Source organism: Blastomonas sp. SL216 (genome assembly GCA_026625625.1).
Lineage (GTDB): Bacteria > Pseudomonadota > Alphaproteobacteria > Sphingomonadales > Sphingomonadaceae > Blastomonas.
Map to the genome: position 1 here is coordinate 1,383,510 of CP113055.1, position 26,730 is coordinate 1,410,239.

The 26,730-nt window shown below is 64.8% G+C and carries 21 protein-coding genes; 10 read left to right on the plus strand and 11 right to left on the minus strand.

Annotation, left to right across the window (positions count from 1 at the left end; translation table 11 throughout):
* Positions 1 to 84 precede the first annotated feature (84 nt).
* Positions 85 to 2,043 (minus strand): acetate--CoA ligase, encoded by a 1,959-nt coding sequence (gene acs, locus OU999_06615; GenBank protein ID WAC24852.1) that lies wholly within the window; start codon positions 2,041 to 2,043, stop codon positions 85 to 87.
* A gap of 265 nt (positions 2,044 to 2,308) precedes the next feature.
* Here acs and OU999_06620 point away from each other — a divergent pair, with 265 nt between their 5' ends.
* Together OU999_06620 and OU999_06625 are read left to right on the plus strand one after the other, a co-directional pair.
* Entirely contained in the window at positions 2,309 to 4,447 is a 2,139-nt protein-coding gene (locus tag OU999_06620) for a TonB-dependent receptor (protein WAC24853.1), read from the plus strand.
* A 204-nt stretch (positions 4,448 to 4,651) separates the two neighbouring features.
* Positions 4,652 to 5,431 (plus strand): SDR family oxidoreductase, encoded by a 780-nt coding sequence (locus OU999_06625; protein ID WAC24854.1) that lies wholly within the window; start codon positions 4,652 to 4,654, stop codon positions 5,429 to 5,431.
* Positions 5,432 to 5,434: 3 nt separating this feature from the next.
* On the opposite strand, the gene OU999_06630 is transcribed toward OU999_06625, so the two are convergent.
* The 6 genes from OU999_06630 to OU999_06655 all read right to left on the minus strand — a co-directional run bounded on the left by OU999_06630 (position 5,435) and on the right by OU999_06655 (position 13,517).
* Positions 5,435 to 7,042, minus strand: a complete 1,608-nt coding sequence (locus tag OU999_06630) for a long-chain fatty acid--CoA ligase (protein ID WAC24855.1) — start codon at positions 7,040 to 7,042, stop codon at positions 5,435 to 5,437.
* A gap of 72 nt (positions 7,043 to 7,114) precedes the next feature.
* Positions 7,115 to 10,600, minus strand: coding sequence for a DNA polymerase III subunit alpha (gene dnaE, locus OU999_06635; protein WAC24856.1), 3,486 nt, complete (start codon positions 10,598 to 10,600; stop codon positions 7,115 to 7,117).
* 42 nt (positions 10,601 to 10,642) lie between these two features.
* Entirely contained in the window at positions 10,643 to 10,981 is a 339-nt protein-coding gene (locus OU999_06640) for a hypothetical protein (GenBank protein ID WAC24857.1), read from the minus strand.
* A 157-nt stretch (positions 10,982 to 11,138) separates the two neighbouring features.
* Positions 11,139 to 11,615 carry a glutathione peroxidase gene (locus OU999_06645; GenBank protein ID WAC24858.1) on the minus strand — a complete coding sequence of 159 codons (477 nt, stop codon included), beginning with the start codon at positions 11,613 to 11,615 and terminating at the stop codon, positions 11,139 to 11,141.
* Positions 11,612 to 12,286, minus strand: coding sequence for an ABC transporter ATP-binding protein (locus tag OU999_06650; protein ID WAC24859.1), 675 nt, complete (start codon positions 12,284 to 12,286; stop codon positions 11,612 to 11,614). The genes OU999_06645 and OU999_06650 overlap by 4 nt, the downstream gene beginning before the upstream one ends.
* Complete coding sequence (locus tag OU999_06655; protein ID WAC24860.1) at positions 12,279 to 13,517, minus strand: lipoprotein-releasing ABC transporter permease subunit; 1,239 nt, start codon at positions 13,515 to 13,517, stop codon at positions 12,279 to 12,281. Before OU999_06655 ends, OU999_06650 begins: the two co-directional genes overlap by 8 nt.
* A 562-nt stretch (positions 13,518 to 14,079) precedes the next feature.
* On the opposite strand from OU999_06655, the gene OU999_06660 reads away from it, so the two are divergent.
* Positions 14,080 to 14,562, plus strand: a complete 483-nt coding sequence (locus tag OU999_06660; GenBank protein WAC24861.1) for an Hsp20 family protein — start codon at positions 14,080 to 14,082, stop codon at positions 14,560 to 14,562.
* Between the two features lie 413 nt (positions 14,563 to 14,975).
* On the opposite strand, the gene OU999_06665 is transcribed toward OU999_06660, so the two are convergent.
* From OU999_06665 to tpiA, 4 genes are all read right to left on the minus strand, one after another.
* Complete coding sequence (locus tag OU999_06665; GenBank protein WAC24862.1) at positions 14,976 to 15,659, minus strand: Crp/Fnr family transcriptional regulator; 684 nt, start codon at positions 15,657 to 15,659, stop codon at positions 14,976 to 14,978.
* A gap of 268 nt (positions 15,660 to 15,927) precedes the next feature.
* Positions 15,928 to 17,565: a CTP synthase gene (locus OU999_06670; GenBank protein ID WAC24863.1), complete on the minus strand. Its 1,638-nt coding sequence runs from the start codon at positions 17,563 to 17,565 to the stop codon at positions 15,928 to 15,930.
* Between the two features lie 103 nt (positions 17,566 to 17,668).
* The gene (gene secG, locus OU999_06675) at positions 17,669 to 18,097 is read right to left on the minus strand and encodes a preprotein translocase subunit SecG (protein ID WAC25370.1); all 429 of its coding nucleotides are present in this window, start codon (positions 18,095 to 18,097) and stop codon (positions 17,669 to 17,671) included.
* A gap of 118 nt (positions 18,098 to 18,215) precedes the next feature.
* On the minus strand, positions 18,216 to 18,962 hold the full coding sequence (tpiA, locus tag OU999_06680) for a triose-phosphate isomerase (protein WAC24864.1): 747 nt from the start codon (positions 18,960 to 18,962) through the stop codon (positions 18,216 to 18,218).
* Positions 18,963 to 19,163: 201 nt separating this feature from the next.
* On the opposite strand from tpiA, the gene OU999_06685 reads away from it, so the two are divergent.
* From OU999_06685 to OU999_06715, 7 genes are read left to right on the plus strand one after another with little or no spacing between them, the layout of a single operon-like run.
* Entirely contained in the window at positions 19,164 to 21,107 is a 1,944-nt protein-coding gene (locus tag OU999_06685) for a SurA N-terminal domain-containing protein (GenBank protein WAC24865.1), read from the plus strand.
* Positions 21,107 to 22,642, plus strand: a complete 1,536-nt coding sequence (trpE, locus tag OU999_06690) for an anthranilate synthase component I (GenBank protein WAC24866.1) — start codon at positions 21,107 to 21,109, stop codon at positions 22,640 to 22,642. Before OU999_06685 ends, trpE begins: the two co-directional genes overlap by 1 nt.
* The gene (locus OU999_06695) at positions 22,639 to 23,259 is read left to right on the plus strand and encodes an aminodeoxychorismate/anthranilate synthase component II (protein WAC24867.1); all 621 of its coding nucleotides are present in this window, start codon (positions 22,639 to 22,641) and stop codon (positions 23,257 to 23,259) included. Before trpE ends, OU999_06695 begins: the two co-directional genes overlap by 4 nt.
* Positions 23,256 to 24,257 carry an anthranilate phosphoribosyltransferase gene (gene trpD / locus OU999_06700; GenBank protein WAC24868.1) on the plus strand — a complete coding sequence of 334 codons (1,002 nt, stop codon included), beginning with the start codon at positions 23,256 to 23,258 and terminating at the stop codon, positions 24,255 to 24,257. Before OU999_06695 ends, trpD begins: the two co-directional genes overlap by 4 nt.
* Complete coding sequence (gene trpC, locus OU999_06705; GenBank protein ID WAC24869.1) at positions 24,254 to 25,048, plus strand: indole-3-glycerol phosphate synthase TrpC; 795 nt, start codon at positions 24,254 to 24,256, stop codon at positions 25,046 to 25,048. The genes trpD and trpC overlap by 4 nt, the downstream gene beginning before the upstream one ends.
* Positions 25,048 to 25,518: a cyclic pyranopterin monophosphate synthase MoaC gene (moaC, locus tag OU999_06710; GenBank protein ID WAC24870.1), complete on the plus strand. Its 471-nt coding sequence runs from the start codon at positions 25,048 to 25,050 to the stop codon at positions 25,516 to 25,518. The genes trpC and moaC overlap by 1 nt, the downstream gene beginning before the upstream one ends.
* Entirely contained in the window at positions 25,518 to 26,711 is a 1,194-nt protein-coding gene (locus tag OU999_06715; protein ID WAC24871.1) for a molybdopterin molybdotransferase MoeA, read from the plus strand. Before moaC ends, OU999_06715 begins: the two co-directional genes overlap by 1 nt.
* The last annotated feature ends 19 nt before the right edge of the window (positions 26,712 to 26,730 follow it).

Sequence of the window (26,730 nt, forward strand, 5' to 3'; positions counted from 1 at the left end):
GCTGCGTTCGCGCAGAAATCGAACGACACAATAGCCAAGCCGATGCCTCAATATGTCAAAATTTCAGTCGTTTGACCAGCAGTTTCATCCCGCTTCACGCCCGGCGATCAGCGCATCGACCACCGATGGATCCGCCAGCGTGCTGGTATCGCCGAGCGAACCGAAATCATTTTCCGCGATCTTGCGCAGGATGCGGCGCATGATCTTGCCGCTGCGCGTCTTGGGCAGCGCCGGCGTGAAGTGCAGATGGTCGGGCGTCGCGATCGGGCCGATCTCCTTGCGGACCAGCGCCTTGAGCTCGCCCGCCAGCGCGTCATCGGCATTTTCGCCGACGTTCAGCGTCACATAGCAATAGATGCCCTGCCCCTTGATATCGTGCGGAAAGCCGACGACTGCCGCCTCGGCGACGCGCGGGTGCAGAACCAGCGCACTTTCGACCTCTGCCGTGCCCATGCGATGGCCCGAGACGTTGATCACGTCATCGACCCGGCCCGTGATGCGGTAATAGCCATCCTCGTCGCGCTTGCAGCCATCACCGGTGAAATATTTGCCGCGATAGGTGCTGAAATAGGTCTGCACGAAGCGCTCGTGATCGCCATAGACGGTACGCGCCTGGCCCGGCCAGGAGCCTGCAATGCACAGATTGCCCTCGGTCGCGCCGTCCAGGATGTTGCCATCGGCATCGACCAGCTCGGGCCGGATGCCGAAGAACGGCAGGCCTGCGCTGCCCGGTCGCATGGCATGCGCATATGGCAGGGTGGTGATCATGATCCCGCCGGTCTCGGTCTGCCACCATGTGTCGATCACGGGCACGGCGTCCTTGCCCACGGTGCGGCGGTACCAGCGCCAGGCCTCGGGATTGATCGGCTCGCCCACCGATCCGATCAGGCGCAGCGCGGACAGGTCATGCCTGGCGATCGGCCCCTCGCCCTCGCGCATCAGCGCGCGGATCGCGGTGGGGGCGGTGTAGAAGATGTTGACCCGGTGCCGCTCGCACATATCCCAGAAGCGGCTATGATCGGGATGGTTGGGCACGCCTTCGAACAACAGGCTGGTGGCCCGGTTGAGCAGCGGGCCATAAACCGAATAGCTGTGCCCCGTCACCCAGCCGATGTCGGCGGTGCACCAATAGACCTCGCCGGGGCGATAATCGAAGGCATAGTGAAACGTGGTGGCGACCCAGACCGCATAGCCGCCGGTCGTATGCAACACGCCCTTGGGCTTGCCAGTCGATCCCGAGGTATAGAGGATGAACAGCGGGTCTTCGGCCCCGATCGGCTCGCAAGGGCAGATCGCGGGCACGGTGGCAGCAAGTTCGTGATACCAGTGGTCGCGGCCCTTGGTCATCGCGACATCGCCGCCGCCATGGCGCACCACCAGCACCGCATCGACGCTGATGCCATGCTGTTCCAGCGCCGCATCGACATTGGCCTTGAGCGGCACGGTCTTGCCCCCGCGCATTCCGGCATCGGCGGTGATGATGAAGCGGCTGGCGCAATCCTCGATCCGCCCGGCCAGCGCTTCGGGCGAGAAGCCGCCGAACACGACCGAGTGGATCGCACCGATCCGTGCGCAGGCGAGCATCGCGATCGCGCCTTCGAGCACCATCGGCATGTAGATCGTCACGCGGTCGCCCCTGGCGACGCCCAGCGCGGTCAGGGTGCTGGCGAAGCGCTGCACCTCGGCGAGCAGCGCGTCATAGCTGAGCGCGCGGACATCGCCCGGCGCATCGCCTTCCCAGATCAAGGCCGTGTCCGCGCCGTGTCCGGCCAGCACGTGCCGGTCGACGCAATTGTAGCACAGGTTCAGCTCGCCATCGTCATACCAGCGGATGTTGACCGGATCGAAGCTCGAGCGGTTGATATGCGCGGGCTTGACCATCCAGTCGATCCGGTCTGCCTGCAGCGCCCAGAAGCCATCGGGATCGCGCAGCGATGCAGCGTAAAGCTCGGCATACTGGGCCGGCGTGCACCAGGTTTCGGCATCCTCGGGCGGGGCGATCAGCGGCTCGGCATGCGCGTCGGCGGTGGTGGCGGTGCTCATCGATCAGGTCCTCGCATGCCGGCAGGTTGGTCTGCCGTTCTTGCTGCCTGTTGTGCCGCAGAGGCGCAGGCCGAGCAACCCGTCGCAAACCGTCGCATGTTGGTCAAAACGATATTGATATAACATCACACCAGTGCTAGCCGACCAGCCGCAACCCGCCCGTGCCGGAGCGCGCTTCCCAGGAATGCGCCCGCCCGGGCGGACAGACTGCCGGACAGCGGCAGCTCATTCCTTCACGAAACGCCCCCAGGGAGCATCATATAACATGCGTCGCACGCTTCTTCCGCTATCCTCCACGCTTTCGCTCGCAACCGCCTTGCTGGCCCCCCTGCCCGCGCTCGCGCAGCAGGCAGACCAGGCCGAACAGCCTGTGGCGGAAGACGACGATTTTCATCGCAATGGCGGCATCATCGTCACCGCACCGTTCGTGCGCGACCTCAGCATTCTGGCCGGTACGTCCGAAATCTCGGGTGACACGCTGGCGCGCGAGGCCCGCGCCCAGATCGGCGATGCGCTGACCAAGCTTCCCGGCGTTTCAGCCACCAGCTTCTCGCCCGGTGCCTCGCGCCCGGTGCTGCGCGGCTTCCAGGGTGAACGCATTCGCGTGCTGACCGATGGCATCGGCACCATCGACGTGTCGAACACCTCGCCCGACCATGGCGTCACCGTCGAGCCGATCATCCTCGACCGGATCGAGGTGCTGCGGGGTCCTGCGGTGCTGCTGTTCGGCGGACAGGCCGTGGGCGGCGCGGTCAATGCGATCGACAAGCGCATCCCGCGCGAGGTGCCCGAAGAGCCGTTCCATCTCGACGCGTTGGCGACTTATGGATCGGCGGCGGACGAGCGCAGCATCGGCGCAAGCCTGGATGTGCCGCTGACCTCGAAGCTGGTGCTGCACCTCGACGGCAGCTACCGCAAGTCCGACGATCTGGAAGTCGGCGGCTTCGTGCTGTCGCCCGGCCTGCGCGCCCAGCAGCGCGAGATTGCGGCTGAAGAGCGCGCCGAGGGCAATCTGGAAGAGGCCGCAGAGGCCGAGGAACTGGCGGGCCTGCGCGGCCGCATCCCCAATACCGGCACCGAAACCTACAGCTTTGGCGGTGGCCTGGCCTATATCGGCGAAGGCGGCAGCTTCGGCATTTCGGGCAGCTATTACAACAGCCTTTATGGCGTGCCCGAGCGCCCCGGCGCAGGCCATGCGCATGGTGAGGAGGAAGGCGCCGGCGGCGAGGAGGAAGAAGGCCCCGTCACCATCGGGCTCGACCAGATCAAGGTCGATTTCCGTGGCCAGGTGAACCTGCCCGGATTCTTCGAGGCACTGCGCCTGCGCGCGGCCTATGCCGATTTCAAGCAGACCGAATTCGAGGGTGACGAGGTCGGCACCGTCTTCCGCAACAACGGTATCGAGTCGCGGCTGGAGCTGGTGCAGCGCGAGCGCGGCGGCTGGCGCGGTGCAAGCGGCGTGCAATATGTCCATCGTGATTTTAGCGCGATCGGCGCGGAAGCCTTTGTGCCGCCCAACACCACCGACCAGGTCGGCATCTTCACGCTGCAGGAAGTGCGCTTCGGCAATATCGAGCTGGAAGGCGCAGGCCGCTTTGACCGTGTCGTTGTGAAGTCGCAGGATGTGGGCGTGGAGCGGCGCTTCAACTCCTATTCCTTCGCCGCTGGCCTGGCCTATATCCCGACCGAAAAGCTGCGGATAGGCATCAACCTCAACCGCGCCCAGCGCGCGCCTGCAGCCGAAGAACTGTTCTCCAACGGCCCGCATATCGCAACGCAGGCGTTCGAGATCGGCAATCCCGATTTCACCACCGAAAAGAGCTGGGGCGGCGAAGCCTATATCCGCTATTCGACCCCGGACGTGAACCTGTCGCTCACCGGCTTCTACAACCGCTTCGATGACTTCATCATCGATGTGCCCACCGGGCTGGAAGAAGACGAGCTGCCGGTGTTCCAGTTCATCCAGAACGACGCCAAATATTATGGCGTGGAAGCCGAAGCTTCGGTGGTGTTTGCGCGGGCTGGAAACTTCAAGTTCGTCGCCGATGGCGTGGCCGACTATGTCCATGCCTCGCTCGACGGCCTGGGTCCGGTGCCGCGCATCCCGCCGCTGCGCCTGCTTGGCGGCCTGGAGGCGCAGAGCGATGCGCTGAACCTGCGCGCCGAAGTCGAATGGTTCGACGACCAGCAGCGCAATGCCAATTTCGAAACGCCGACCGAGGGCTTTACCCTGGTCAATGCCAGCGCGTCGTGGAAGCCGTTCGGCCCCTCGCGCGGGGTGACGCTGATCGCATCGGCCAACAACATCTTCGATGTGGTCGGTCGCCGCGCCTCCAGCTTCACCAAGGATTTCGCACCGCTGGGCGGCCGCGATTTCCGCATCTCGGCACGGTTCAGCTTCTGATGCCACGGCCCCTCCCGGCAAGCGGGAGGGGCCGTCAAGCCGCGCATGATCCGGACAGGCCCTGCGATTGCGCACCCGCAATAGGGGTGCTACACGTCAAGGCCTGACGGGAGACATCGACATGGTCAAGCAGCGCTACTGAAACAGCCCTGACATCGGCGACGGAAGCATTCCCTCGCCATCCAAGACCGTATCGGACCCATTATGCAAAGACTTGAGAACAAGGTCTGCGTCGTCACCGGCGCAGCCCGCGGCATTGGTGCCGCCATTGCCCGCCGCTTCCATGATGAAGGCGGCATCGTCATCCTCACCGATATCGACAGCGCTGCCGGCCAGGCCATGGCCGACAGCATCGGCAGCCGCTTCATCCCGCTCGACGTGACGCGCGAGGCCGATTGGGCCGGGCTGCAGGCAGAGGTGCCCGTCGCCGATGTCGTCGTCAACAATGCCGGCGTGACCGGTTTCGAGCATGGCGCCGCCGCGCACGATCCGGAACATGCCAGCCTGGCCGATTGGCGTGCCGTGCATGCCGTCAATCTGGACGGCACCTTTCTGGGTTGCCGTTATGCCATTGCGGCGATGAAGGCCCGGGGCACAGGATCGATCATCAATATCTCGTCGCGATCCGGACTGGTCGGCATCCCGCTGGCAGCAGCCTATGCCTCATCCAAGGCGGCGATCCGCAACCACAGCAAGAGTGTCGCGCTCTATTGCGCGCAGCAGGGCTGGCAGATCCGCTGCAACTCGATCCACCCCGCCGCCATCCTCACCCCGATGTGGGAGGCGATGCTGGGCACCGGGCCGGACCGCGAGGCGCGCATGGCCGCGATGGTCGCCGATACGCCGCTCAGGCGCTTCGGTACCGTCGAGGAGGTGGCGGCCATTGCCGCGATGCTCGCCGCCGATGAATCAGCCTATGTCACCGGCAGCGAGTTCAACATTGACGGCGGCCTGCTGGCAGGCTCGGCCGCCTCTCCCGGATAGCCCTCACACCGTCGGCAGCACGTGATCCCTGAACTGGTCGCGCAGCGCGGTCTTGAGCAGCTTGCCGGTCGCGCTGTGCGGTAGCTGGTCGACGAACACGATATCGTCGGGCAGCCACCATTTGGCCACGTGCTGCGCCAGGTGCGCGAGAATCGCTTCCTTCGACGGGCTGGTGCCCGGCTTGGGCACCACCAGCAGCAGCGGGCGTTCATCCCATTTCGGGTGCGGCAAGCCGATCGCGGCGGCTTCGGCGACATCGGGCATGCCGACCGCCGCATTTTCCAGATCGACCGAGCTGATCCATTCACCGCCCGATTTGATCACGTCCTTGGCGCGGTCGGTAATCTGCATCACGCCATCGGGATGGATGACCGAAACGTCGCCGGTATCGAACCAGCCATCCTCGGTCAGCGCATCGGCTTCGGCCTTGAAATAGCGCTTGATAATCCAGGGCCCCTTGATCTGCAGGCGGCCGCTGGACTTGCCGTCGCGTGGCTGGACATGGCCTTCATCATCGACGACGCGCAGTTCGACGCCGAACGGCACGCGGCCCTGCTTGGTGACCAGATCCAGCTGCGCCTCGAAGTCCATATCGTCCCAATCGGGCGACGGCGCGCCCATGGTGCCGATGGGCGAGGTCTCGGTCATGCCCCAGGCATGGTTCATCCGCGCGCCCATCTTCATGATCCGCTCGCACATCGCGCGCGGCGCGGCCGAGCCGCCGATGGTGACGACCTGCAGATATTCGGGCTTCCTGCCGGTGCTGTCGATATGCTGGAACATCGCCAGCCACACGGTCGGAACACCGGCCGAATGGGTGACCTTCTCCTCGTTCATTAGGTCGCACAGCACCGAAGGTTCGTTCACGGCCGAAAAGACGAACTTGATCCCCGCAGCCGCGCCCGCAAAGGGAAGGCCCCAGGCAGCGGCGTGGAACATCGGGACCACCGGCAGCGCCACCGATTGCGGCGACAGGCTGAACACCGCAGGCTGCATTTCTGCCATCGCATGGATCACGGTCGAGCGATGCTCGTACAGCACGCCCTTGGGGTTGCCCGTCGTGCCCGAAGTGTAGCACAGCATGCACGGATCGCGCTCCGACCCTTCGTGCCAGCGATAGCCTTCATCGCCGGTTTCGAGCAGCGCCTCGAAACTTAGCGCTGCCGACCCGGCGGGCGGATCGAAACAGACATAATGCTCGATCGTGGTCCAGCGCGGCTTCATCTTGTCGATGATCGGCTGGAACGCCGCATCATAGCACAGCACCCTGTCTTCGGCATGATTGGCGATATATTCGAGCTGCTCCTCGAACAGGCGCGGGTTGATGGTGTGGATCACCCCGCCCATGCCGATCGCGCCATACCAGGTGGCGAGATGGCGGCTGTGGTTCATCGCCAGTGTGGCGACCCTGTCGCCGGGCTGGAGCCCCAGCCTGGTGAGCGCGCTCGCCAGCCGCCGCGCATCGCGGGCAATGCCTGCCCAGTTGGTGCGGGTCTGGCTGCCATCAGCCCAGCGGGACACGATCTCGCGCTTGCCGCTTTCCCGCTCGGCATGGTCGAGCAGCCGCATCACGCGCAATTCATAATCCTGCATGCCGCCAACGATCATCATTCTCTCCCGATCCATGGGCTCTCGCAGGGAGCCGGTTGAAACGGGATCAGAAAGCCCGAAGCCGCGCGCAAGTCAACTGACGAGGCGAAGTTCCGGGCGGGATGCAGCATGTGATTCCACATCGCGCACGCTGATTCCCTCGATCGACCGCAACGCCTCCTGCGTTTCGGGGTCGAGACGGAAGCGATTGCCCAGGCAAACCGGCATGATCCGGCCCTCGCCCAGCATCAGCCGGGCGTGCACCTCGTCCTGCCCGCTGCCGCCCTGGCCCACCAGATCGGCGAGCCGGGCGAGCCCATCGGGATGGTGCACGTCGATGCTGGCCTTGTGCCGCAGCACGACCTTGATCTGGTCAAGCGGCTTGGCGCGGCGGATGGTGGCGCGCGGGGCCTGTTCCTCGCTCGACCGGTCGAATTCCAGCTCGATCAGCAGGCACGCCGACTGGCTGGCCCATTCAGGCATGGCGGCGACCATCTCGTCATCGAACGAGCTCGCCGAAAACTGGCCGGATTCGTCCGACAGGTCGACCATGACAAAGGTGCTGCCGCGCTTGCTCTGGCGGCGGTTGCACCCTTCGACCAGCGCGGCGACCTTGGCCGTCTTGCGCTCGCCGACGCGGACATCGAGCGTATCGACGAGCAGCTGATAGGGCCGCGCCCCTTGCGCCTTGGCGGTCGCGGCAAATTCGGTGACCGGGTGCGCGGAGAAGAAAAACCCGAACGCCTCGCGTTCATAGGTCATCTTCTCGCCCATCGACCAGGGCTTGGCCGATGTGAGGCGCAGCGACTGGCCGGGCTGCTGGACATCGCCGAACAGACCGCCCTGCCCGCTGCTGCGCTGGCGCTGCGCCTCGGCAGAGACCGCCATCACCGTATCGGCAGAGGCATGAACGACCGAGCGTTCCAGCTCCAGCCCGTCGAACGCGCCGGCTGCGGCAAGGCTTTCGATCTGCCGCTTGTTGACCTGGCCGGCATCGATGCGATCGGCCAGATCGCCGAGCGACGTGAACGGTCCGCCCGCCTGACGCGTCGCGACCACGCCCTCCATCGCCTTTTCGCCAACATTCTTGAGACCCGCGAGCGCATAGCGCACCGCAAGGCCCTCCTGCGTCTGCTCGACCGAAAACTCGGCTTCGCTGGCGTTGATGCACGGCGGCAGGCAGGCAATGCCCAGACGCCGCATATCGTCGACAAAGATGTTGAGCTTGTCGCTCTGGTGCATGTCGAAGCACATCGAGGCGGCGTAGAATTCGTGCGGGTAATGCGCCTTCAACCATGCGGTCTGGTAGGCGAGCAGCGCATAGGCCGCGGCGTGCGACTTGTTGAAGCCATAGCCTGCGAACTTGTCGATCAAGTCGAACAGCTCGTTCGCCTTCTTGGCATCGATGTCGTTCTTCGCGGCGCCCTCGACAAAGCGGCCGCGCTGCTTGTCCATCTCCGCCTTGATCTTCTTGCCCATGGCGCGGCGCAAAAGGTCTGCATCGCCGAGCGAATAGCCCGCGAGCACCTGCGCCGCCTGCATCACCTGTTCCTGATAGACGATGATGCCATAGGTTTCCTTGAGGATATCCTCGAGCAGCGGGTGCGGATAGGTGATCGGCTCGCGCCCGTTCTTGCGCGCGCCGAAGCTCGGGATATTGTCCATCGGGCCCGGGCGGTAGAGCGAGACCAGTGCGATAATGTCACCGAACGCGGTCGGCTTCACCTGTGCCAGCGTGCGGCGCATGCCTTCGGATTCCAGCTGGAACACGCCTACCGTATCGCCGCGCTTGAGCAGCTCATAGGTCTTGGCATCATCCCAGGCCAGGCTCGACAAATCGACCTCGACGCCCCGTTTCGCGAGCATCTCGACCGCCTTGTGCAGCACCGACAGCGTCTTGAGGCCCAGAAAGTCGAACTTCACCAGCCCTGCGGTCTCGACATATTTCATGTCGAACTGCGTCACCGGCATGTCGGATCGCGGATCGCGGTACAGCGGCACCAGCTGCGCCAGCGGACGGTCGCCGATCACCACGCCCGCCGCATGGGTGGAGCTGTGGCGCGGCAAGCCTTCGAGCTGCATCGCCAGATCGAACAGGCGCTTGACCTCGTTGTCGTCGCGATATTGCTGGCGCAGCTCGTCAACGCCTGCCAGCGCGCGATCGAGCTTCCACGGATCGGTCGGGTGGTTGGGCACGAGCTTGCACAGGCCATCGATGCGGCCATAGCCCATCTGCAGCACGCGGCCTGTATCGCGCAGCACCGCGCGCGCCTTGAGTTTTCCGAAGGTGATGATCTGTGCGACATGATCGCGGCCATATTTGGCCTGCACATAGCGGATCACCTCGCCGCGCCGCGTTTCGCAGAAGTCGATATCGAAGTCGGGCATCGAGACGCGCTCGGGATTGAGGAAGCGTTCGAACAGCAGGCCCAGCTTGATCGGATCAAGATCGGTGATGGTCAGCGCCCAGGCAACCGCCGAGCCTGCGCCCGATCCACGGCCCGGCCCCACCGGGATGTTGTGATCCTTGGCCCATTTGATGAAGTCGGCCACGATCAGGAAATAGCCCGGAAAGCCCATGCCGACGATGACGTTGACCTCGAACTCGAGCCGCTCGAAATAGCCCTTGCGCTCTTCTTCGGTCAAATCGGTATAGGCCGCGAGCCGCATTTCCAGACCCGCGAACGCATCGGCGCGCAGCTGTGCCGCCTCGCCTTCCAGATCGCCCGCCAGGCTGGGCAGGATCGGCTTGCGCTTGGGCGGCGCATAAGCACAGCGCTGCGCAACGACGAGCGTGTTGACCAGAGCCTCGGGCAGATCGCTGAACAGCTCGCGCATCATCGGCGCGGACTTGATCCACGCCTCGGGCGAGCTGCGGTCGCGATTAGCGGCCCCGACATATTCCCCGCGCGCAATGCACAGCATCGCATCGTGCGCGGCGTGGAAGCCGGGGTCGGAATAGCAGGCCGGGTTGGTCGCCACGAGCGGCAGGCCCCGCGCATAGGCCAGATCGAGCAAAGCGGTCTCGGCCAGCGTCTCGATTTCCTCGCCGCGGCGGCACAGCTCGACATAGAGCCGGTCGCCGAACAGCGCCTGGAGCTGGTCGCAATAGCTTTCGGCCTCAGCCTGCTGCCCGGCGGCGAGCAGCTTCACCAGCGCTCCGTCGCCCGCACCAGTGAGCGCGATCACCCCGTCGGTGCGCCCCTCCAGCCGTTCGAACGGCACGTGCGCGGGCAGTTCCAGCGGTCGGTCCAGATGCGCGTGCGAGACCAGATCGCACAGATTGTCATAGCCCTTCTCGTTCTGGGCATAGAGCGCCAGCCAGTCGAGCACCGGAGAGGCCGCGTTGCTGCCGGGCCGCGCGACGCACAGCAGCGTGCCGACGATCGGCTGGATGCCGGCATCGAAGCAACCATCGGCAAAGGCCATGCCCGCATAGAGCCCGTTGCGATCCGCCAGCGCGATGGCCGGAAAGCCGCGATCATGCGCGGTCTTGGCGATCGCCTTGGGCTCGATCGCGCCTTCCAGCATCGTATAGGCGCTGAACACGCGCAACGGGACGAAGGGTTCGTAAGGCATGGTCTATTGCTATCGCTTTTCCCGCGATTCAGGAAAGCGCCTTCACTCCCCGGTGGATAAATCCCTCGCCGCGATCTTGCGCCGGACATCGCGCACCGTCGACCAGATGCCGTAGAGGATCAGCACCGCCAGGAAGATCCACACCCAGACCGGAATGTTGCGTCCGGCAATCGCCAGATAGACATAGGCCGAGACGAAACACGCGCCTGCGCACATCACCGGCAGCACCGTCGGCTTGCCCGCACGCGCGTTGCGCACCAGCCAGGCGATGCTGGCGAGGAACAGCGGAATCGCGCCGATATAGATGGTCGCGAAGATCACCGGATTGACGCCATATTGCGCGCCCAGTCCGCTGGCCCAGGTGCTGATGGCGTCGATCATGGGTGCGATGTCCTTGCTGTCCGGTCGCTGTTTCCACGTCACCCCCGCGAAGGCGGGGGTCCCGCTTGTGCTCAACATTGGCAGAGAAGCGGGATTCCCGCTTTCGCGGGAATGACGGGAGACTAGCGTTGAAAATTCGCGTGTCGAGCGCTGCGCGTTACAGCAGCTTGTCGATATCCGCCTTGAGCTGGTCGGGCTTTACCATCGACCCATAGCGCGCGACGACATTGCCCTTGCGATCGACCAGGAACTTGGTGAAATTCCACTTGATGGCGCGGCTGCCCATCAACCCGGCCTGCTGGCTTTTCAGGTATTTCCACAAGGGATCGGCTTCCTCGCCATTCACCGCGATCTTGGCGGACAGGGGGAAGGTCACGTCATAGGTCAGCGAGCAGAAATTCCTGATCTCTTCGGCATCGCCCGGTTCCTGCGCGCCGAACTGGTTGCAGGGATAGCCCAGCACCTCGAACCCGCGATCCTTGTATTCGCGATACAGCGCCTCAAGCCCCTCATATTGCGGCGTAAACCCGCATTTGGAGGCGGTGTTGACGATCAGCAGCACAGTGCCCTGATAATCGGATAGCGGCTTGGCGCTGCCATCGGGCAGCGGCATCGTGTAATCGAAAACGGTCATGCGATCCTTCCATCGTGCAGGCGGACAACCCGGTCCATGCGCGTGGCCAGTCTTTCGTTATGGGTGGCCACCAATGCCGCGCTGCCTTCCTCTCTTACAAGATGGAGGAACTCGTCGAACACTCTGTCAGCGGTCGCCTCGTCCAGATTTCCGGTCGGTTCGTCGGCGAGAACGACCTTGGGCCGGTTGGCGAGCGCACGGGCGACCGCAACACGCTGCTGCTCGCCACCCGAGAGCTGGCTGGGCCGATGGTCGAGCCGCTGGCCAAGGCCAAGCCGCGAAAGCAGTTCGGCCGCGCGATCGGATGCTTCCTCGCGCGTGCGGCCCATGATCAGCTGCGGCAGCACGACATTCTCGCGCGCGGTGAAATCGGGCAGCAGGTGGTGGAACTGATAGACAAAACCGAGCGCCGTCTTGCGCAACCGGGTGCGGCCGTTGCTGTTGAGCTGCGCCGCCTCTTCGCCTGCAATCCGGATCGATCCGGTAAAGCCGCCTTCGAGCAGGCCAACCGCCTGCAGCATGGTAGACTTGCCCGATCCCGAAGGGCCCAGCAGCCCGACAATCTCGCCCGGCTCGACCGCCAGGTTGACGCCCTTGAGCACATCGATGGTGACCCCGCCCTGCGCAAAGCTGCGGCGGACATCACTCAGCAGGATGACGGCATCACTCATAGCGGAGCACCTGAACAGGATCGGTCGAGGACGCTTTCAGCGCCGGATAGAGGGTCGCCAGGAAGCTGAACAGCAGCGCCATCGCGGCAATGCCTGCCACCTCGAACGGGTCGGTGCGGCTGGGCAGTTCGGTCAGGAAGCGGATCGACGGATCCCACAGCTGCTGGCCGGTGACGAACTGGACGAACAGCACGATGCTCTGCCGGAAATAGAGGAAGACAAAGCCCAGCCCCAGGCCCGTGACCGTGCCGAGCGACCCGATGATCAGCCCGACAGTGATGAAGATCTTGAGCAGCGAATTGCGGCTGGCCCCCATCGTCCGCAGGATCGCGATGTCGCGCGTCTTGGCGCGCACCAGCATGATCAGCGACGACAATATGTTGAACACCGCAACCAGGATGATGATCGACAGCACGATGAACATCGCGACGCGTTCCACGGCCAGGGCTTCGAACAGCGAGGCGTTGATCGTGCGCCAGTCGTTGACCACCGCCTGACCGCGCAGCCTCTGCTCGAGCGGCGCGAGGATCTCGCGCACCTGATCGGCATCGCGCGTCGTCACCTCGATCATGCCGACCTCATCGCCCAGCAGCAGCAGAAGCTGCGCGTCGCGGATCGGCATGATGACGAATGCCTTGTCATAATCATAGACGCCGATCTCGACGATCGCGGCGACCTCGTACAGGATCTCGCGCGGCACGGTGCCAAAGGGCGTGGAACGCCCCGCCGGGTTGATGATCGTGATCCTGTCGCCGATATTGACGCCCAGATTCTGCGCCAGCCGCGATCCCAGCGCCACCTTGGAGGCGCCGGCCTTCAGCTCGGCCACCGATCCCAGCACCGTCTTCTGCTTCAGAGCCGCGATATCGGGCGCATCGGTGCCGCGCACCAGCACCGCTTCCACCCGGCCCTCGAAATTGATCAGCAACGGCTGCTCGATCAGCGGCGATGCGGCGACAACGCCATCCATCTTGCGCGTTTCAGCCAGGACTTCCTGCCAGTTCTTCAACCGTCCGCCATAGCCCTGCACCACGGCATGACCGTTCAGCCCGACGATCTTGTCGAGCAGTTCGGCGCGAAAGCCGTTCATCACGCTCATCACGATGATCAGCGCGGCGACGCCCAGCGCCACCGCAACCAGGCTGATGCCTGCGACCAGGAATATGAACGCCTCGCCGCGTCCGGGCAGCAGATAGCGCTTGGCGATCGTCCATTCGAAGGTGGACAGCATGGAGGAAGATCGATCCTTTCGGAACCTGCGCCAGCTGGGGGATCAGCAGCGCGATTGGGCTATCGCATTAACCAGCGCATGCCGGGCTGACAATGGCTGATCCCTGAACAGGTGCGTGTTGCACATAAAACACAGAAAGGATCAAAAATGAGGGCAAGCCGCGAATTCCGCTAGCTTCAAGGGGCGCGTTACGGAATCATGACAACGCGGATCAAGCGGCTACGGCCATGGGTTCGGGGATAGTTTCCGTCGTTTTGGGGAAAGCGGCGGTTACCAGGGTCCATCACTTGCGAGCGAGGCGGCAACGCCATCAGCGCGCGAATTGGATCTGATAAAGAGCGTCCGGGTCTTGGGGGCCGGACGCTCTTTTTTCGTCTGCAATTCGCGCCGGGCCATGGTGCCGCTCGCGTGCGCAGCCCTTGCAAAAAATCCATCTTGAAACGCGATTTCGAGCGCCTAGATTTGTGTCGTGAGCCACGCCATCCGGGTGGCCCACAGGTACCGAAGCGCCGCAGATGCGGGCTTCAAACGCTTGAAATCGCTTTTGAAAAGGATTTTGCACATGAACCGTTTCGATTTCACCCCCTATCGTCGCACCACCGTTGGCTTTGACCGGCTGTTCGACCTGCTGGAAAACCAGGCCCGGGCTGCACAGGGCGATAACTACCCCCCTTTCAACATCGAACGCAGCAGCGATGACGCCTATCGCGTGACCATCGCGGTGGCCGGCTTCAAGCCCAACGAGCTGGACATCACCGCCCAGCAGAACTTGTTGGTCGTCGCCGGTCGCAAGGCTGCCGAGAGCGAATCGCGCGGCAACTTCCTGCACATGGGCATTGCCAACCGCAATTTCGAACGCCGGTTCGAACTCGCCGACTTCGTGCGGGTGAGCGACGCCAGCCTGGAAGATGGCCTGCTGACCATTGATCTGGTGCGCGAAGTGCCCGAGGCGATGAAGCCCAAGAAGATCGCGATCAACGGTACGCCCAAGCTGCAGGTCGTCGAAGCTTCGACCAAGGACGAAGGCGACAGCCAGGCGGCCTGACGCTCCGCTGATCGAGGGTAGAATGCAACGGGGTGGGTCGGCAACGGCCCACCCTTTTTTGCAGGTCTTCCCTTCTCCCGGACAGACGTCCCTCCACGTCGATCACATAGGTACCCGCTTCCGGGTTACCTTCTCCCCTCCCCTTGGGGAGGGGTGCCCGCAGGGTGGGGTGGGGAGAATATGGAAAAAAGAAGAGGGCGAACCCCTTCGGGCCCGCCCTCCGCGCCCGCTCAGGACGCTGCTTTCTCCGGGTCCGGATTGGCCGGGTCGCATTTACCGCACCGTCCACCGGAGAAAATCTGAATTAGGCCCCCGCGCCACAGGGCGCGGGGGTTTTTCCGGTGGCAGGACCAGGCCGGGTCGCAATAACCTGGCCCTGCCCCGGAAAACTGAAATGTGCACCTAACCAATCGTCAGGCGGCTTCGGAAATCTCCAGCAACGTATCGCGGTCGATAATCTTCACCCTGCCCTGTTCCAGCTCGATCAACCCGGCATCCGACCAGGCCGACAGTTGCCGGTTAATCTGTTCGCGTGACAATCCCGCGAAAGTGCCCAGCTCGCTCTGGCTCAGGTCCAGCTTGAGCTTGCCCTCTTTCGCACCCGACACCATCAGACGCAGCAGATAGCGCGCCAGCCTGGGTCCGGAGGTGAACGCACGGTCCGCCTCGATCACGTCATTGGCCTGGCGCAAGCGCTTGGCCATCACCCGCAGCATCCGCCGCGGCATCGCCACATGGCGCTCGGCAATCTCTTCAAAGGCCGGCCGCGACAGCGAAAGCGCCGTCAGTTCGGTCAGTGCCTCGATCGAGGCCGTGCGCGGCCCGCCATCCAGAAACGCAATCTCGCCGATGACATAGCCGGGCTCTGCATAATCGAGCACGATCTCGTGACCGTTGCTCGCCACCATGCTCACCCGGGCAAATCCCGTCAGGATGATCAGCAGGTTGTCGCCATCATCCCCCTGTCCCATCAGCTCCTGCCCCTTGCGGTAGCGGACGAAATGCCCGCGCAGGATGATGTCCGACAGTTCGTCATTGTCGCAATCGGCGAACAGGCTGTGGCTGGCCAATAGCTCGGCAAGCTCGTTCGCGTGCATGATCGCCCCTTGTCCCTTCCTTTCTGTCGGCTTCGTCCCTGGCTGCGCAACTTTGCTTCAGCCGTCCCTGTCGCCGCCGACAGATGTGTCTTCACCCGAATCGCTTTACGCCGCTGTGCGCCACCGCACAACACCGTCAAATAGAGTAAAATTTGTTTTGGGTGATGTGGTAAATTGGGGCATTCCGCCCGAAAACAGCGCCGGAAAGCCGCCGCAGTTAACGCCCGTCAACTGCAGCGGTCCAAGCCGTTAACCAGGGGTGAAATTGTCAGACGAGGCGGCTCTGCGCCACGGCGGCTTCGATGAAGCTGGCGAACAGCGGGTGCGGATCGAACGGCTTGCTCTTGAGCTCGGGGTGATACTGCACCCCGACGAACCAGCTGTGATCGGGCCGCTCGACGATTTCGGGCAGAACGCCATCGGGCGACATGCCGGAAAAGACCAGTCCGCCCTGCTCCAGCCTATCGTGATAGGCGGTGTTCACCTCATAGCGGTGGCGGTGGCGTTCGCTGATCTGGTCGCTGCCGTAAATGCCGCGTACCCGGCTGTTGCCCGAAAGCTTGGCCGGGAACGCACCCAGCCGCATCGTGCCGCCCAGATCGCCCTCGGCACTGCGCTTCTGCAGGCCGGATTCGCTCATCCATTCGGTGATCAGACCGACGATCGGCTCGTCAGTCTCACCGAACTCGGTGGTCGACGCTGCGGCAATGCCCGATGTGTTTCGCGCCGCCTCGATACAGGCCATCTGCATGCCCAGGCAGATGCCGAAGAACGGCACATTGCGTTCGCGCGCGAAGCGGACCGAGGAAATCTTGCCCTCGCTGCCGCGCTCGCCAAAGCCGCCGGGCACCAGGATGCCGTGCATCGGCTCCAGCACCGCTGCCAGTTCGTCATCGGGCAGCGTCTCGAACAGCTCTGCATCGAGCCATTTGACATGCACCTTGACCCGGTTGGCCAGCCCGCCATGGACCAGCGCCTCGTGCAGCGACTTGTACGCGTCCTGCAGGCCGACATATTTGCCAACCACGCCGATCGTCACTTCGCCCTCGGGATGCTCGTGGCGCTCCATGATATCGACCCAGCGCGCCAGATCGGGATCGCGTGCGTCGGTGATACCGAAAGCGCGCAGCACTTCGCTGTCCAGCCCCTCGCGGTGATACTGCATCGGCACCGCATAGATGCTCTTGGCGTCCAGCGCGGGGATGACCGCTTCCTTGCGGACGTTGCAGAACTGCGCGATCTTGGCGCGCTCGGATTCGGGCAGCGGATGTTCGCAGCGGCACAGCAGGATATCGGGCTGGATGCCGAGCGAGGTCAGTTCGCGCACGCTGTGCTGGGTGGGCTTGGTCTTCAGCTCACCCGCCGCCGCGATATAGGGCACCAGCGTCACATGAACGAACAGCGTGTTTTCGCGGCCGATCTCGTTGCGCAGCTGGCGGATCGCCTCGATGAACGGCAGGCTCTCGATATCGCCGACCGTGCCGCCGATTTCGCACAGCACGAAGTCGAGATCATCGGTTTCGGCCTGAGCGAATTCCTTGATCGCATCGGTCACGTGCGGGATCACCTGCACCGTCGCGCCCAGATAATCGCCGCGCCGTTCGCGCTGGATGATCGTCTGGTAGATCCGGCCCGAGGTCACGTTGTCGGACTGGCGCGCCGAAACGCCGGTGAAGCGCTCGTAATGGCCAAGGTCGAGGTCGGTTTCCGCCCCGTCGTCGGTCACATAGACCTCACCGTGCTGATAGGGCGACATCGTGCCCGGATCGACGTTGAGATAGGGGTCGAACTTGCGGATGCGCACGCGATAGCCGCGTGCCTGCAGGAGAGCCCCGAGGCTGGCGGCCATCAGGCCCTTGCCAAGAGACGAAACCACGCCGCCGGTGATGAAAATATAACGCGCCATGGGAGAAACCCGTTAGCGGTTCGCGCGCAAGACTGACAAGCGCGCGAATCCGCATGGAAAACAAAAAACTGTGAACAGCCCGGGATTTTACCCGAGCATGGCCTCAATTGGCGGGGGCATCACCCGTTGCAGGGGCGCTGCCGGTCGCCGGAGCGGCCGGGGCCGGTGCGGCAGGCTGTGCGCCAGCGGGCTGCGCGCCAGCTGCCGAAAGCGGATCGCCATTGGCCGGAGCGACCGGTGTCTGGGCCGGACCCGAGATCGGGGCTGCTGCGCCGCGCTGCAGCGAGGTGTCGATATCGCCCATTGAGTGCATATTGGCCGCCATCACCGCCAGCACGATGCTGAGCAGCACGAACAGCGTCGCCAGAACTGCTGTGGAGCGGGTGAGCAGATCGCCCGCGCCGCGCGCGGACATCAGGCCGTTGGGATTGCCGCCCACGCCCAAACCGCCCCCTTCGGAACGCTGCATCAGGATGACACCCACCATGACCGCCGCAATCAGCGTCTGGACGATGGTGATGAACAGGAAAATCGACGACATGAACGGTCAGACCCAGCAAATGAATATCAAGTTGCCGCGCACATAGCGATTGCGCCCCAAGAGCGCAACCGGCGCGGCGACCCGAGATGGGCTGTGTCGTTTCGGGCCGTCAGCGCGGCGCTGCGGCGATGATCGGCACGAAGGTTTCGGCCTTCAGGCTCGCCCCGCCGACCAGCGCACCGCCGACATCGGGAATCGCCAGGATTTCGGTGGCATTGCCAGGGTTGACCGATCCGCCATAAAGAATGCGCACGCCCTTGCCCGCTTCTCCCAGCTTTTCGACCAGCGTCGCCCGCAGCGCGGCATGCATCGCGGCGATATCGTCCGAAACGGGCACCCGCCCGGTGCCGATCGCCCAGACCGGCTCGTAAGCGACCGAAAGCCAGTCGCCGCTCGCCGATGCAGGCAGTGAGGCGGCCAGCTGCGCGGTGACGATGGCAATAGCATGGCCGGAATCGCGTTCCTCCAGTGTCTCGCCGACGCATAGGATCGCGCCCATGCCGGCGGTGTGCAAGGCTTCGGCCTTGGCGGCGACATCGGCATCGGTCTCGCCCTGATCGGCGCGGCGTTCGGAATGGCCGACAATCGCATAGGCCGCGCCAGCCTCCTGCAGCATTGCGGCAGACAGGTTGCCGGTATGCGCGCCCGAGGCCTTGGCGTGGCAATCCTGCGCGCCGATCTGCACCTGGCCCGCGTGTGCAGCAAAACCGGCGATCAGCGTGGCGGGCGGGCAGATGCCGGTATCAACATGCGGGTGCGCTTCGGCGGCCTGGGCAATGGCCTGGAGCACGGCGACATCGGCGGCGCTGCCGTTCATCTTCCAGTTTCCGACGATATAGGATGGTAGCTTGGCCACGATGCTGTCTTCCCCTTGTCACGTATCGGTCTTGTCGACCTTGTGGGGGCGGCGGCTAGCAAATCGCGATGCGCTTGACCAGCCATGGCCGCGTCGCGCTTTGTCAGGGTTGAAGCGGGCGGCAAAGCCCCCTAAAGCCTGCCCGCGTTTTCACGAGTGCAGTGCCTCTCTTGCGGCCCGACCTCCAATGCGGACTTACCGATGATCACCTTTTTGCGTTCCTTCTTCCAGTCCAGGATCGGCGTTGCCATCAGCCTTGTCTTTCTGGCGCTGATCGCGGTTGCCTTTGCCGCATCGGATGTCACCGGCGGTGCGACCTTTGGCGGAGTCGGCAGCGAAAGCGTCGCCCAGATCGACGGCGAAGAAATCGGCACCGGCGAGTTTTCGTCCACCGTGTCCAATGCCTTCGACCAGTTCCGTCAGCAGAACCCCCAGCTCGACATGGCAGCCTTCGATGCGCAGGGCGGGATTGACGGCATATTCGAGCAGATGATCGGCAGCTATGCCGCCGCCAGCTTTGCCGACAGCATCGGCCTGGGCGCGAGCAAGCGGCTGGTCGATAGCGAGATCGCCGGGATCCAGGCGTTCAAGGGGGCCGATGGCCGGTTTGACGAAACGCTGTTCCGCAATGCGCTCGCCCAGCAGGGCCTCACCGAAGCGCGGGTGCGCGAGGATATCCGTCGCGGCCTGCTCAACGACCAGCTGCTGGTGCCTGCGACCTTTGGTGCCAAGCTCTCGCAGCAGATGGCGCTGCCTTATGCGGGCCTGATCCTCGAAGGCCGCGAGGGGCAGATCGCATTCGTGCCCTCGGCCGCCTTTGCGCCCAAGACCGCGCCCACTGATGCGCAGCTGCAGACCTTCTACACCCGCAATGCCGCGCGCTATCGCATTCCCGAACGCCGCGTGCTGCGCTTTGCGACTTTCATCACCGATCGCTTCCGCGATCAGGTCAAGGTCAGCGATGCGGAGATTGCCGCGCTGTACAAGAAGCGCTCGGCAGAGTTTGCCGCGACCGAAAAGCGCGATGTCGAACAGCTGATCGTGCCGACTGAAGCGGCTGCCAAGGCGATCGCCGCCAAGATCAACGGCGGCGCCAGCATGGCCGCCGCTGCAAAGGACGCCGGGCTGGAGCCCGTCGATCTGGGTCTGCAGTCGAAGGAAGATATCACCAAGGTCGCCTCGCCTGCCGTGGCCAATGCCGTGTTCGCCACCGGCGCAGGCAAGGTTGCGACACCGGCACGCTCGCCGCTCGGCTGGCATGTGGTCCGCGTCGACAGCGTCTCCGCGATTGCCGGACGCAGCCTGGCGCAGGTCCGCGCGGTGCTGGAGAACGAGATCGCGCAGGAGAAGCTGCGCCAGACCGTGTCCGATTTCACCGCCGATCTGGAAGACCGCATCGCCGATGGCGCATCGCTGGCCGATATCGCCAAGGACGAAAAGCTGGAGCTGCAGGTCAGCCCCGAGCTGCTCGCCAATGGCCAGGCACCCGGCAAGCCCGATTTCGCGCCTATCGGCGCCTATCAGGCCATGCTGCCGGTCGCCTTCGGGCTTGAGGAGGATTCAGGTCCGCAGCTCGTCGAGGTTCAGCAGGGCAAGGAATTTGCCGTGTTCGAGGTGCAGGAGATCAAGCGCGCTGCCCCGCCGCCGCTCGCCAGCGTCCGCCAGCGCGTCGCGACCGATTGGGCTCTGGCGCAGGGCCTGGCCTCTGCCCGCAAGCTTGCCGATGGCATCGCCAAGACCTCGCGCACGCCCGCTGCCCTGGCCAAGGCGGTCAGCGGTGCCGGCGTGCCGCTGCCCGGGATCGAGCAGATCGCGACCAACCGCCAGACGATCATGCAGCAGCAGGGCCGCGTGCCGCCGCCGGTCGCCTTGCTGTTCAGCATGGCCGAAGGCACCACCAAGGTGCTCGAAGGCCCGAACCGCTCGGGCTGGTTCATCGTGCATCTCAGCAAGATCAACCGCGGCGATGCCAGCAAGGTGCCCGAGCTGATGGCCGCCACACGGCAGCAGCTGGGCCAGGTGATGGCCGATGAATATGGCCAGCAGCTGCTTGCCGCGATGAAGGCCGAGACCAAGGTGAAGCGCAATCCGGAAGCCCTGAAGCGCGTGAAGGACCAGCTCACCGGCCGTAACCGGGAAAATTGATGTCCGGCGGCCAGAGCCAGAACCGGGCTGAGGCGGCGCGCGCGCTGGCGGCGGGTCAGTCCTCGCTGATCTGGCGGCGGCGCATTGCCGATACCGAAACGCCGGTCTCGGCTGCGCTCAAGCTGATCGAGCCCGAGCGCGGCGATTTCCTGCTCGAATCGGTCGAGGGTGGCGAGACCCGCGCGCGGCACAGCTTTGTCGGGCTCAGCCCCGATCTCGTGTTCCGTGCATCGGGCGGTGCCGCTGAAATCAACGCGCACTGGACCAGCGATCGCAGCGCATTTGCGCCCTGCGAACAAGGCTCGCTCGATGCGCTGCGCGCGCTTGCCGAGCGCTGCCGGATGGAGGTTCCGCCCGAGCTGCCCCGCGCGCTGGCTTTTCTGGTCGGCTATTTCGGTTACGAGACGATCGGCCTGGTCGAAAAGCTGCCGCGCGCGCCGCAATCCGAACTGGCGCTGCCCGACATGCTGTTCGTGCGCCCGACGGTGCTGCTGATCTTCGACCGGCTGAAGGACGAGCTGTTCCTGATCGCGCCGATCTGGGCAGGCAGCAGCGATGCGGACGGAGACAATAGGGAAAGGGCCATCGCCGCTGCCGAAGAGCGACTGGACGCGGCCGAGCGCGCGCTGCATGCGCCTTTGCCCGCTGCATCGCGCGATCCCTCGCTTGATCCTGAAACGCTCAAGCCGCAATCGGTGCTGCCGCAGGGCCGCTATGGCGAGATGGTGCTCAAGGCCAAGGACTATATCGAGGCGGGCGACATCTTTCAGGTCGTCCTCGCCCAGCGCTTCACCGCGCCGTTCACCCTGCCGCCGATCGAGCTTTACCGTGCCTTGCGCCGGGTAAATCCTTCGCCCTTCCTCTATTTCCTCGACCTGCCCGGCCTGGCGCTGATCGGATCGAGCCCGGAAATCCTGGTGCGGGTGCGCGATGGCGAGGTGACCATTCGCCCGATCGCCGGAACACGCCCGCGCGGCAAGACCCCGGCAGAGGACATCGAGAACCGGACGAGCCTGCTCGCCGATCCCAAGGAACTGGCCGAGCATCAGATGCTGCTCGACCTTGGGCGCAACGATGTCGGCCGCGTCGCGGCGGCGGGCACGGTGCGCGTCACCGACAGCTTCACGGTCGAACAGTACAGCCATGTGATGCACATCGTCAGCAACGTGGTCGGCGCGCTCGATCCTGGCCATGACGCCATCGATGCGTTGTTCGCGGGCTTTCCAGCAGGGACGGTGAGCGGCGCACCCAAGGTGCGCGCGTGCGAGATCATCGCTTCGCTCGAGCCCGAGACACGCGGGGCCTATGCCGGCGGCGTCGGCTATTTCGCGCCGGACGGATCGGTCGACAGTTGCATCGTCCTGCGCACCGCGATCGTCCGCGATAGCACGATGCACGTTCAGGCGGGCGCAGGCATCGTCGCCGACAGCGTGCCCGAATATGAACAGCGCGAATGCGAAGCCAAGGCCGGCGCCCTGTTCGCCGCAGCGCGCGAGGCTGTGCGCCTCGCCAGCGAACCGGGATATGGCCAATGATCCTCGTCATCGATAATTACGACAGCTTCACCTACAACCTCGTCCATTACCTGATGGAACTGGGGGCGGATGTGCGGGTGGAGCGCAACGATGCGCTCACCGCGCGCGAGGCGCTGGCCACCAACGCACAGGCGTTCCTGATTTCGCCAGGCCCCTGCACGCCCAATGAAGCCGGTATCTCGCTCGATCTGGTCGCGGCCTGCGCCGATGCCAACAAGCCGCTGCTCGGCGTGTGCCTGGGGCACCAGTCGATCGGCCAGCATTTCGGCGGAGAGGTCATTCGCGGCGGGCTGATGCACGGCAAGACCTCCCCCGTGGTGCATGACGATAGCGGTCTGTTCGCCGGCCTGCCCTCGCCTTTCGTCGCCACGCGCTATCATTCGCTGGTGGTGCCCGAAGCGAGCCTGCCGCCGGAGATGATCGTCAACGCGCGCGTCGCGGCGGCCGAGGGTGAAACCGCGCATATCATGGGCTTCCGCCACGCGACCCTGCCGATCCACGGCGTGCAGTTCCACCCGGAAAGCATTGCGACCGAGCATGGCCACCGGATGCTCGCCAATTTCATGGAATTGGCAGGGCTTGAGGTGAAGCCGATGCGCGAAGGGCTGCTGGCATGACCCGCCTGCCCGATACCGCGCACCCACTCAGCCGCGATGCCGCTGCCGATGCCTTTGCCGCGATCCTGGATGGCACAGTCAGCGACGAGGCGATTGCCGAATTCCTGATCGCGCTGTCAGACCGGGGCGAGACCGCAATCGAGATCGCCGCTGCCGCGCAAGCCCTGCGCGACCGGATGATCCCGATCAGCGCCCCTGCCCATGCCATCGATGTCTGCGGCACCGGCGGCGACGGTCACCATACGCTCAACGTATCGACCGCCGTATCGTTGGTGGTCGCGGCCTGCGATGTGCCGGTGGCCAAGCATGGCAACCGCGCCGCTTCGTCCAAGGCTGGCGCGGCCGATACGCTCGAGGCGCTGGGCATGGACATGGCCGCCGCAGGCGCCTCGGCGGAACAGTCGCTCGCCGAGATCGGCATCTGCTTCCTGTTCGCGGTCAACCATCACCCGGCGATGCGCCGCATCCAGCCGATCCGCCAGAAGATCGGCAAGCGCACCATCTTCAACCTGATGGGCCCACTCGCCAATCCGGCACGGGTGAAGCGCCAGCTGATCGGCATCGCGCGGCCAGGCTATGTGCATGTCTATGCCGAGGCGCTGGACATGCTGGGCACCGACCATTCGCTGATCGTCTCGGGCGACGAGGGGCTGGACGAGCTGTCGCTCGCCGGCGGCAACGAGGTGGCAGATATCGGGGCGGACGGCGTCATCATGAAACGCTGGCTGGCGAGCGATGCGGGCCTGCCCACGCATCCGATCGAAGCGATCCGGGGCGGCGATGCGGCGCATAACGCGGCCGCGCTGCGCCGCCTGTTGCAGGGCGAGACGGGCCCCTATCGCGATGCGGTGCTGCTCAACGCGGCTGCCGCGCTGCTGATCGCCGGTGAGGTGGAGAGCCTGACCGACGGCGCAGAGGAAGCCGCCGAAGCCATCGACAAGGGCCTGGCCAACGCACTGCTCAACTGCTGGATCGAATTCACGAAGGCCGCCGCATGAACAAGCTGGAAGAAATCTGTCAGGTCAAGGCGATCGAGGTCGAGCGGCGCAAGGCCCTGGCCACATTTGTCGAGCTGGAAAAGCGCGCGGCAGCGGCGTCTGCACCGCGCGGATTTGCCCGCGCGCTCGCCGACAAGGCGCAGAGCGGCTTCGGCCTGATCGCCGAGATCAAGCGCGCCAGCCCGTCCAAGGGCCTGATCCGCGCCGATTTTGATCCCGCAGCGCATGCCGCTGCCTATCAGGCGGGTGGCGCGGCCTGTCTTTCGGTGCTCACCGATGTCCCCTATTTTCAGGGTCATGACGATTTCCTCGTCGCCGCGCGCGCGGCCTGCGACCTGCCCTGCCTGCGCAAGGACTTCATGGTCGATGTCTGGCAAGTCGCCGAAAGCCGGGCCCTGGGCGCGGATGCCATCCTGATCATCGTCGCAGCACTCGACGATGCGACCATGATGGATATCGAAAGCGCGGCGCTCGATCTGGGCATGGACGTGCTGATCGAAGTGCATGACGAGGCGGAGATGGAGCGCGCGCTGAAGCTGCGTTCACCGCTGATCGGCATCAACAACCGCGACCTGCGCAGCTTCGTCACCGACATCGCCACCACCGAGCGGCTGGTCGGCATGATCCCCGAAGGCTATGTCGCGGTATCGGAAAGCGGCATCAACAGCCATGCCGATTGCCAGCGGTTGAGCGGCCACGGCGTGCGCTGCTTCCTGGTCGGGGAATCGCTGATGCGGCAGAGCGACGTCACCATTGCCACGCGCGCGCTGCTCACCGGAGCGGACGCCTGATGAGCGACCTCACCCATCTCGACGCCAGCGGCGCGGCGCATATGGTCGATGTCTCGGCCAAGCCGGATACGGTGCGCGAAGCGGTGGCCGAGGGGGTGATCACCATGGCACCTCAAGTGATCGCCGCGATCCGCGCTGGCGATATCAAGAAAGGCGACGTGCTGGGCACCGCGCGCATCGCGGGCATCATGGCGGCCAAGCAGACCAGCAGCCTCATTCCGCTCTGCCACCCGCTGCCGATCAGCAGCGTCTCGGTCGATTTCGATTATCTGGATACCGGCGTGCGGGTGGAAACGCGGGTGCGCACCTCGGGCAAGACCGGGGTCGAAATGGAAGCGCTGACCGCCGCCAGCGTTGCTCTGCTGACCATCTACGACATGGCCAAGGCGATGGACAAAGGCATGGTCATCGGCCCGGTCAGGCTGCTTGCCAAGAGCGGCGGCAAATCGGGCGACTGGACCGCCGACTGATGGCGGGCGGGCTGATCGCGCTCGACGACGCCCGCGACCGGCTGCTCGCACTTGCCCGGCCCTGCCCTGCCGAAAATCTGCCGCTGCACCTCACCACCGGGCTGACCCTGGCCGAAACGCTGATTGCCCGGCGCAACCAGCCGGCGGCGGATCTGTCGGCGATGGACGGCTATGCCGTGCGCAGCGCCGACCTTCCCGGCCCCTGGCGCGTGATCGGTGAAAGCGCCGCGGGACGGCCCTTTGCAGGCGTCATCGGCACCGGCGAGGCGGCACGCATCTCCACCGGCGCCATGGTGCCGGACGGCGCGGATTGCGTCGTGGTGCAGGAGGATGTGGCGCGTGAAGGCGAGCAATTGACGCTCACCGGCGACGGTCCTGCTGTCCGGGCCGCGCATATCCGCCGTGCCGGCCATGATTTCGCCGCCGGTGCAGCGCTTGCCGCAACGGGCACCACCATCGATGCGCGGCTGATCGCGCTGGCCGCCATGGCGGGCCATGGCGCGCTCAGCGTGCATCGGCGCCCGCGCCTCACCATCATCAGCACTGGCGACGAGCTGGTGATGCCCGGGCTGTCGCTGCCATCGCCCGCGCATATCCCGGCGAGCAATGGCGTGATGCTGGCTGCGATGCTGTCCGCGCTGCCGGTCGACTGTACTGTGCCGCCGCTGCTGCCCGATGATCGCGCCACCATCGCCGCCGCGCTCGATCAGCACAGCGGGGCCGATATCATCGTCACCACCGGCGGCGCATCGGTCGGCGATCATGATCTCATCCAGCCGGCGCTGGCCGACAGTGGTGGAACTGTCGATTTCTGGCGGATCGCGATGCGACCGGGCAAGCCGGTGATGGTGGGGCGATTGGGCGATGCCATCGTGCTCGGGCTGCCCGGCAACCCGGTCTCCGCCTATGTCACGGCAACGCTGCTGCTGCTGCCACTGGTGCGCAAGATGCTGGGCTATCAAGCGCTTGTCCCCCGGACCTCGCACGCCATGGCAGGCGAAGCCTTTCCCGCCAATGGCCCGCGGCAGGACTTCGTGCGAGCCGTATGGCGCAATGGCGCGCTGGTGCGGCTTTCCAACCAGGATAGCGGCGCGCTGTCCGCGCTGCATCAGGCCGATGCACTCGTGGTCCGGGCCGCGCATGCACCCGCAGCGAATATTGGCGAGCCGATCGATTATATCGCGCTTGAATGAGCCGCTTGACACAAGGTCT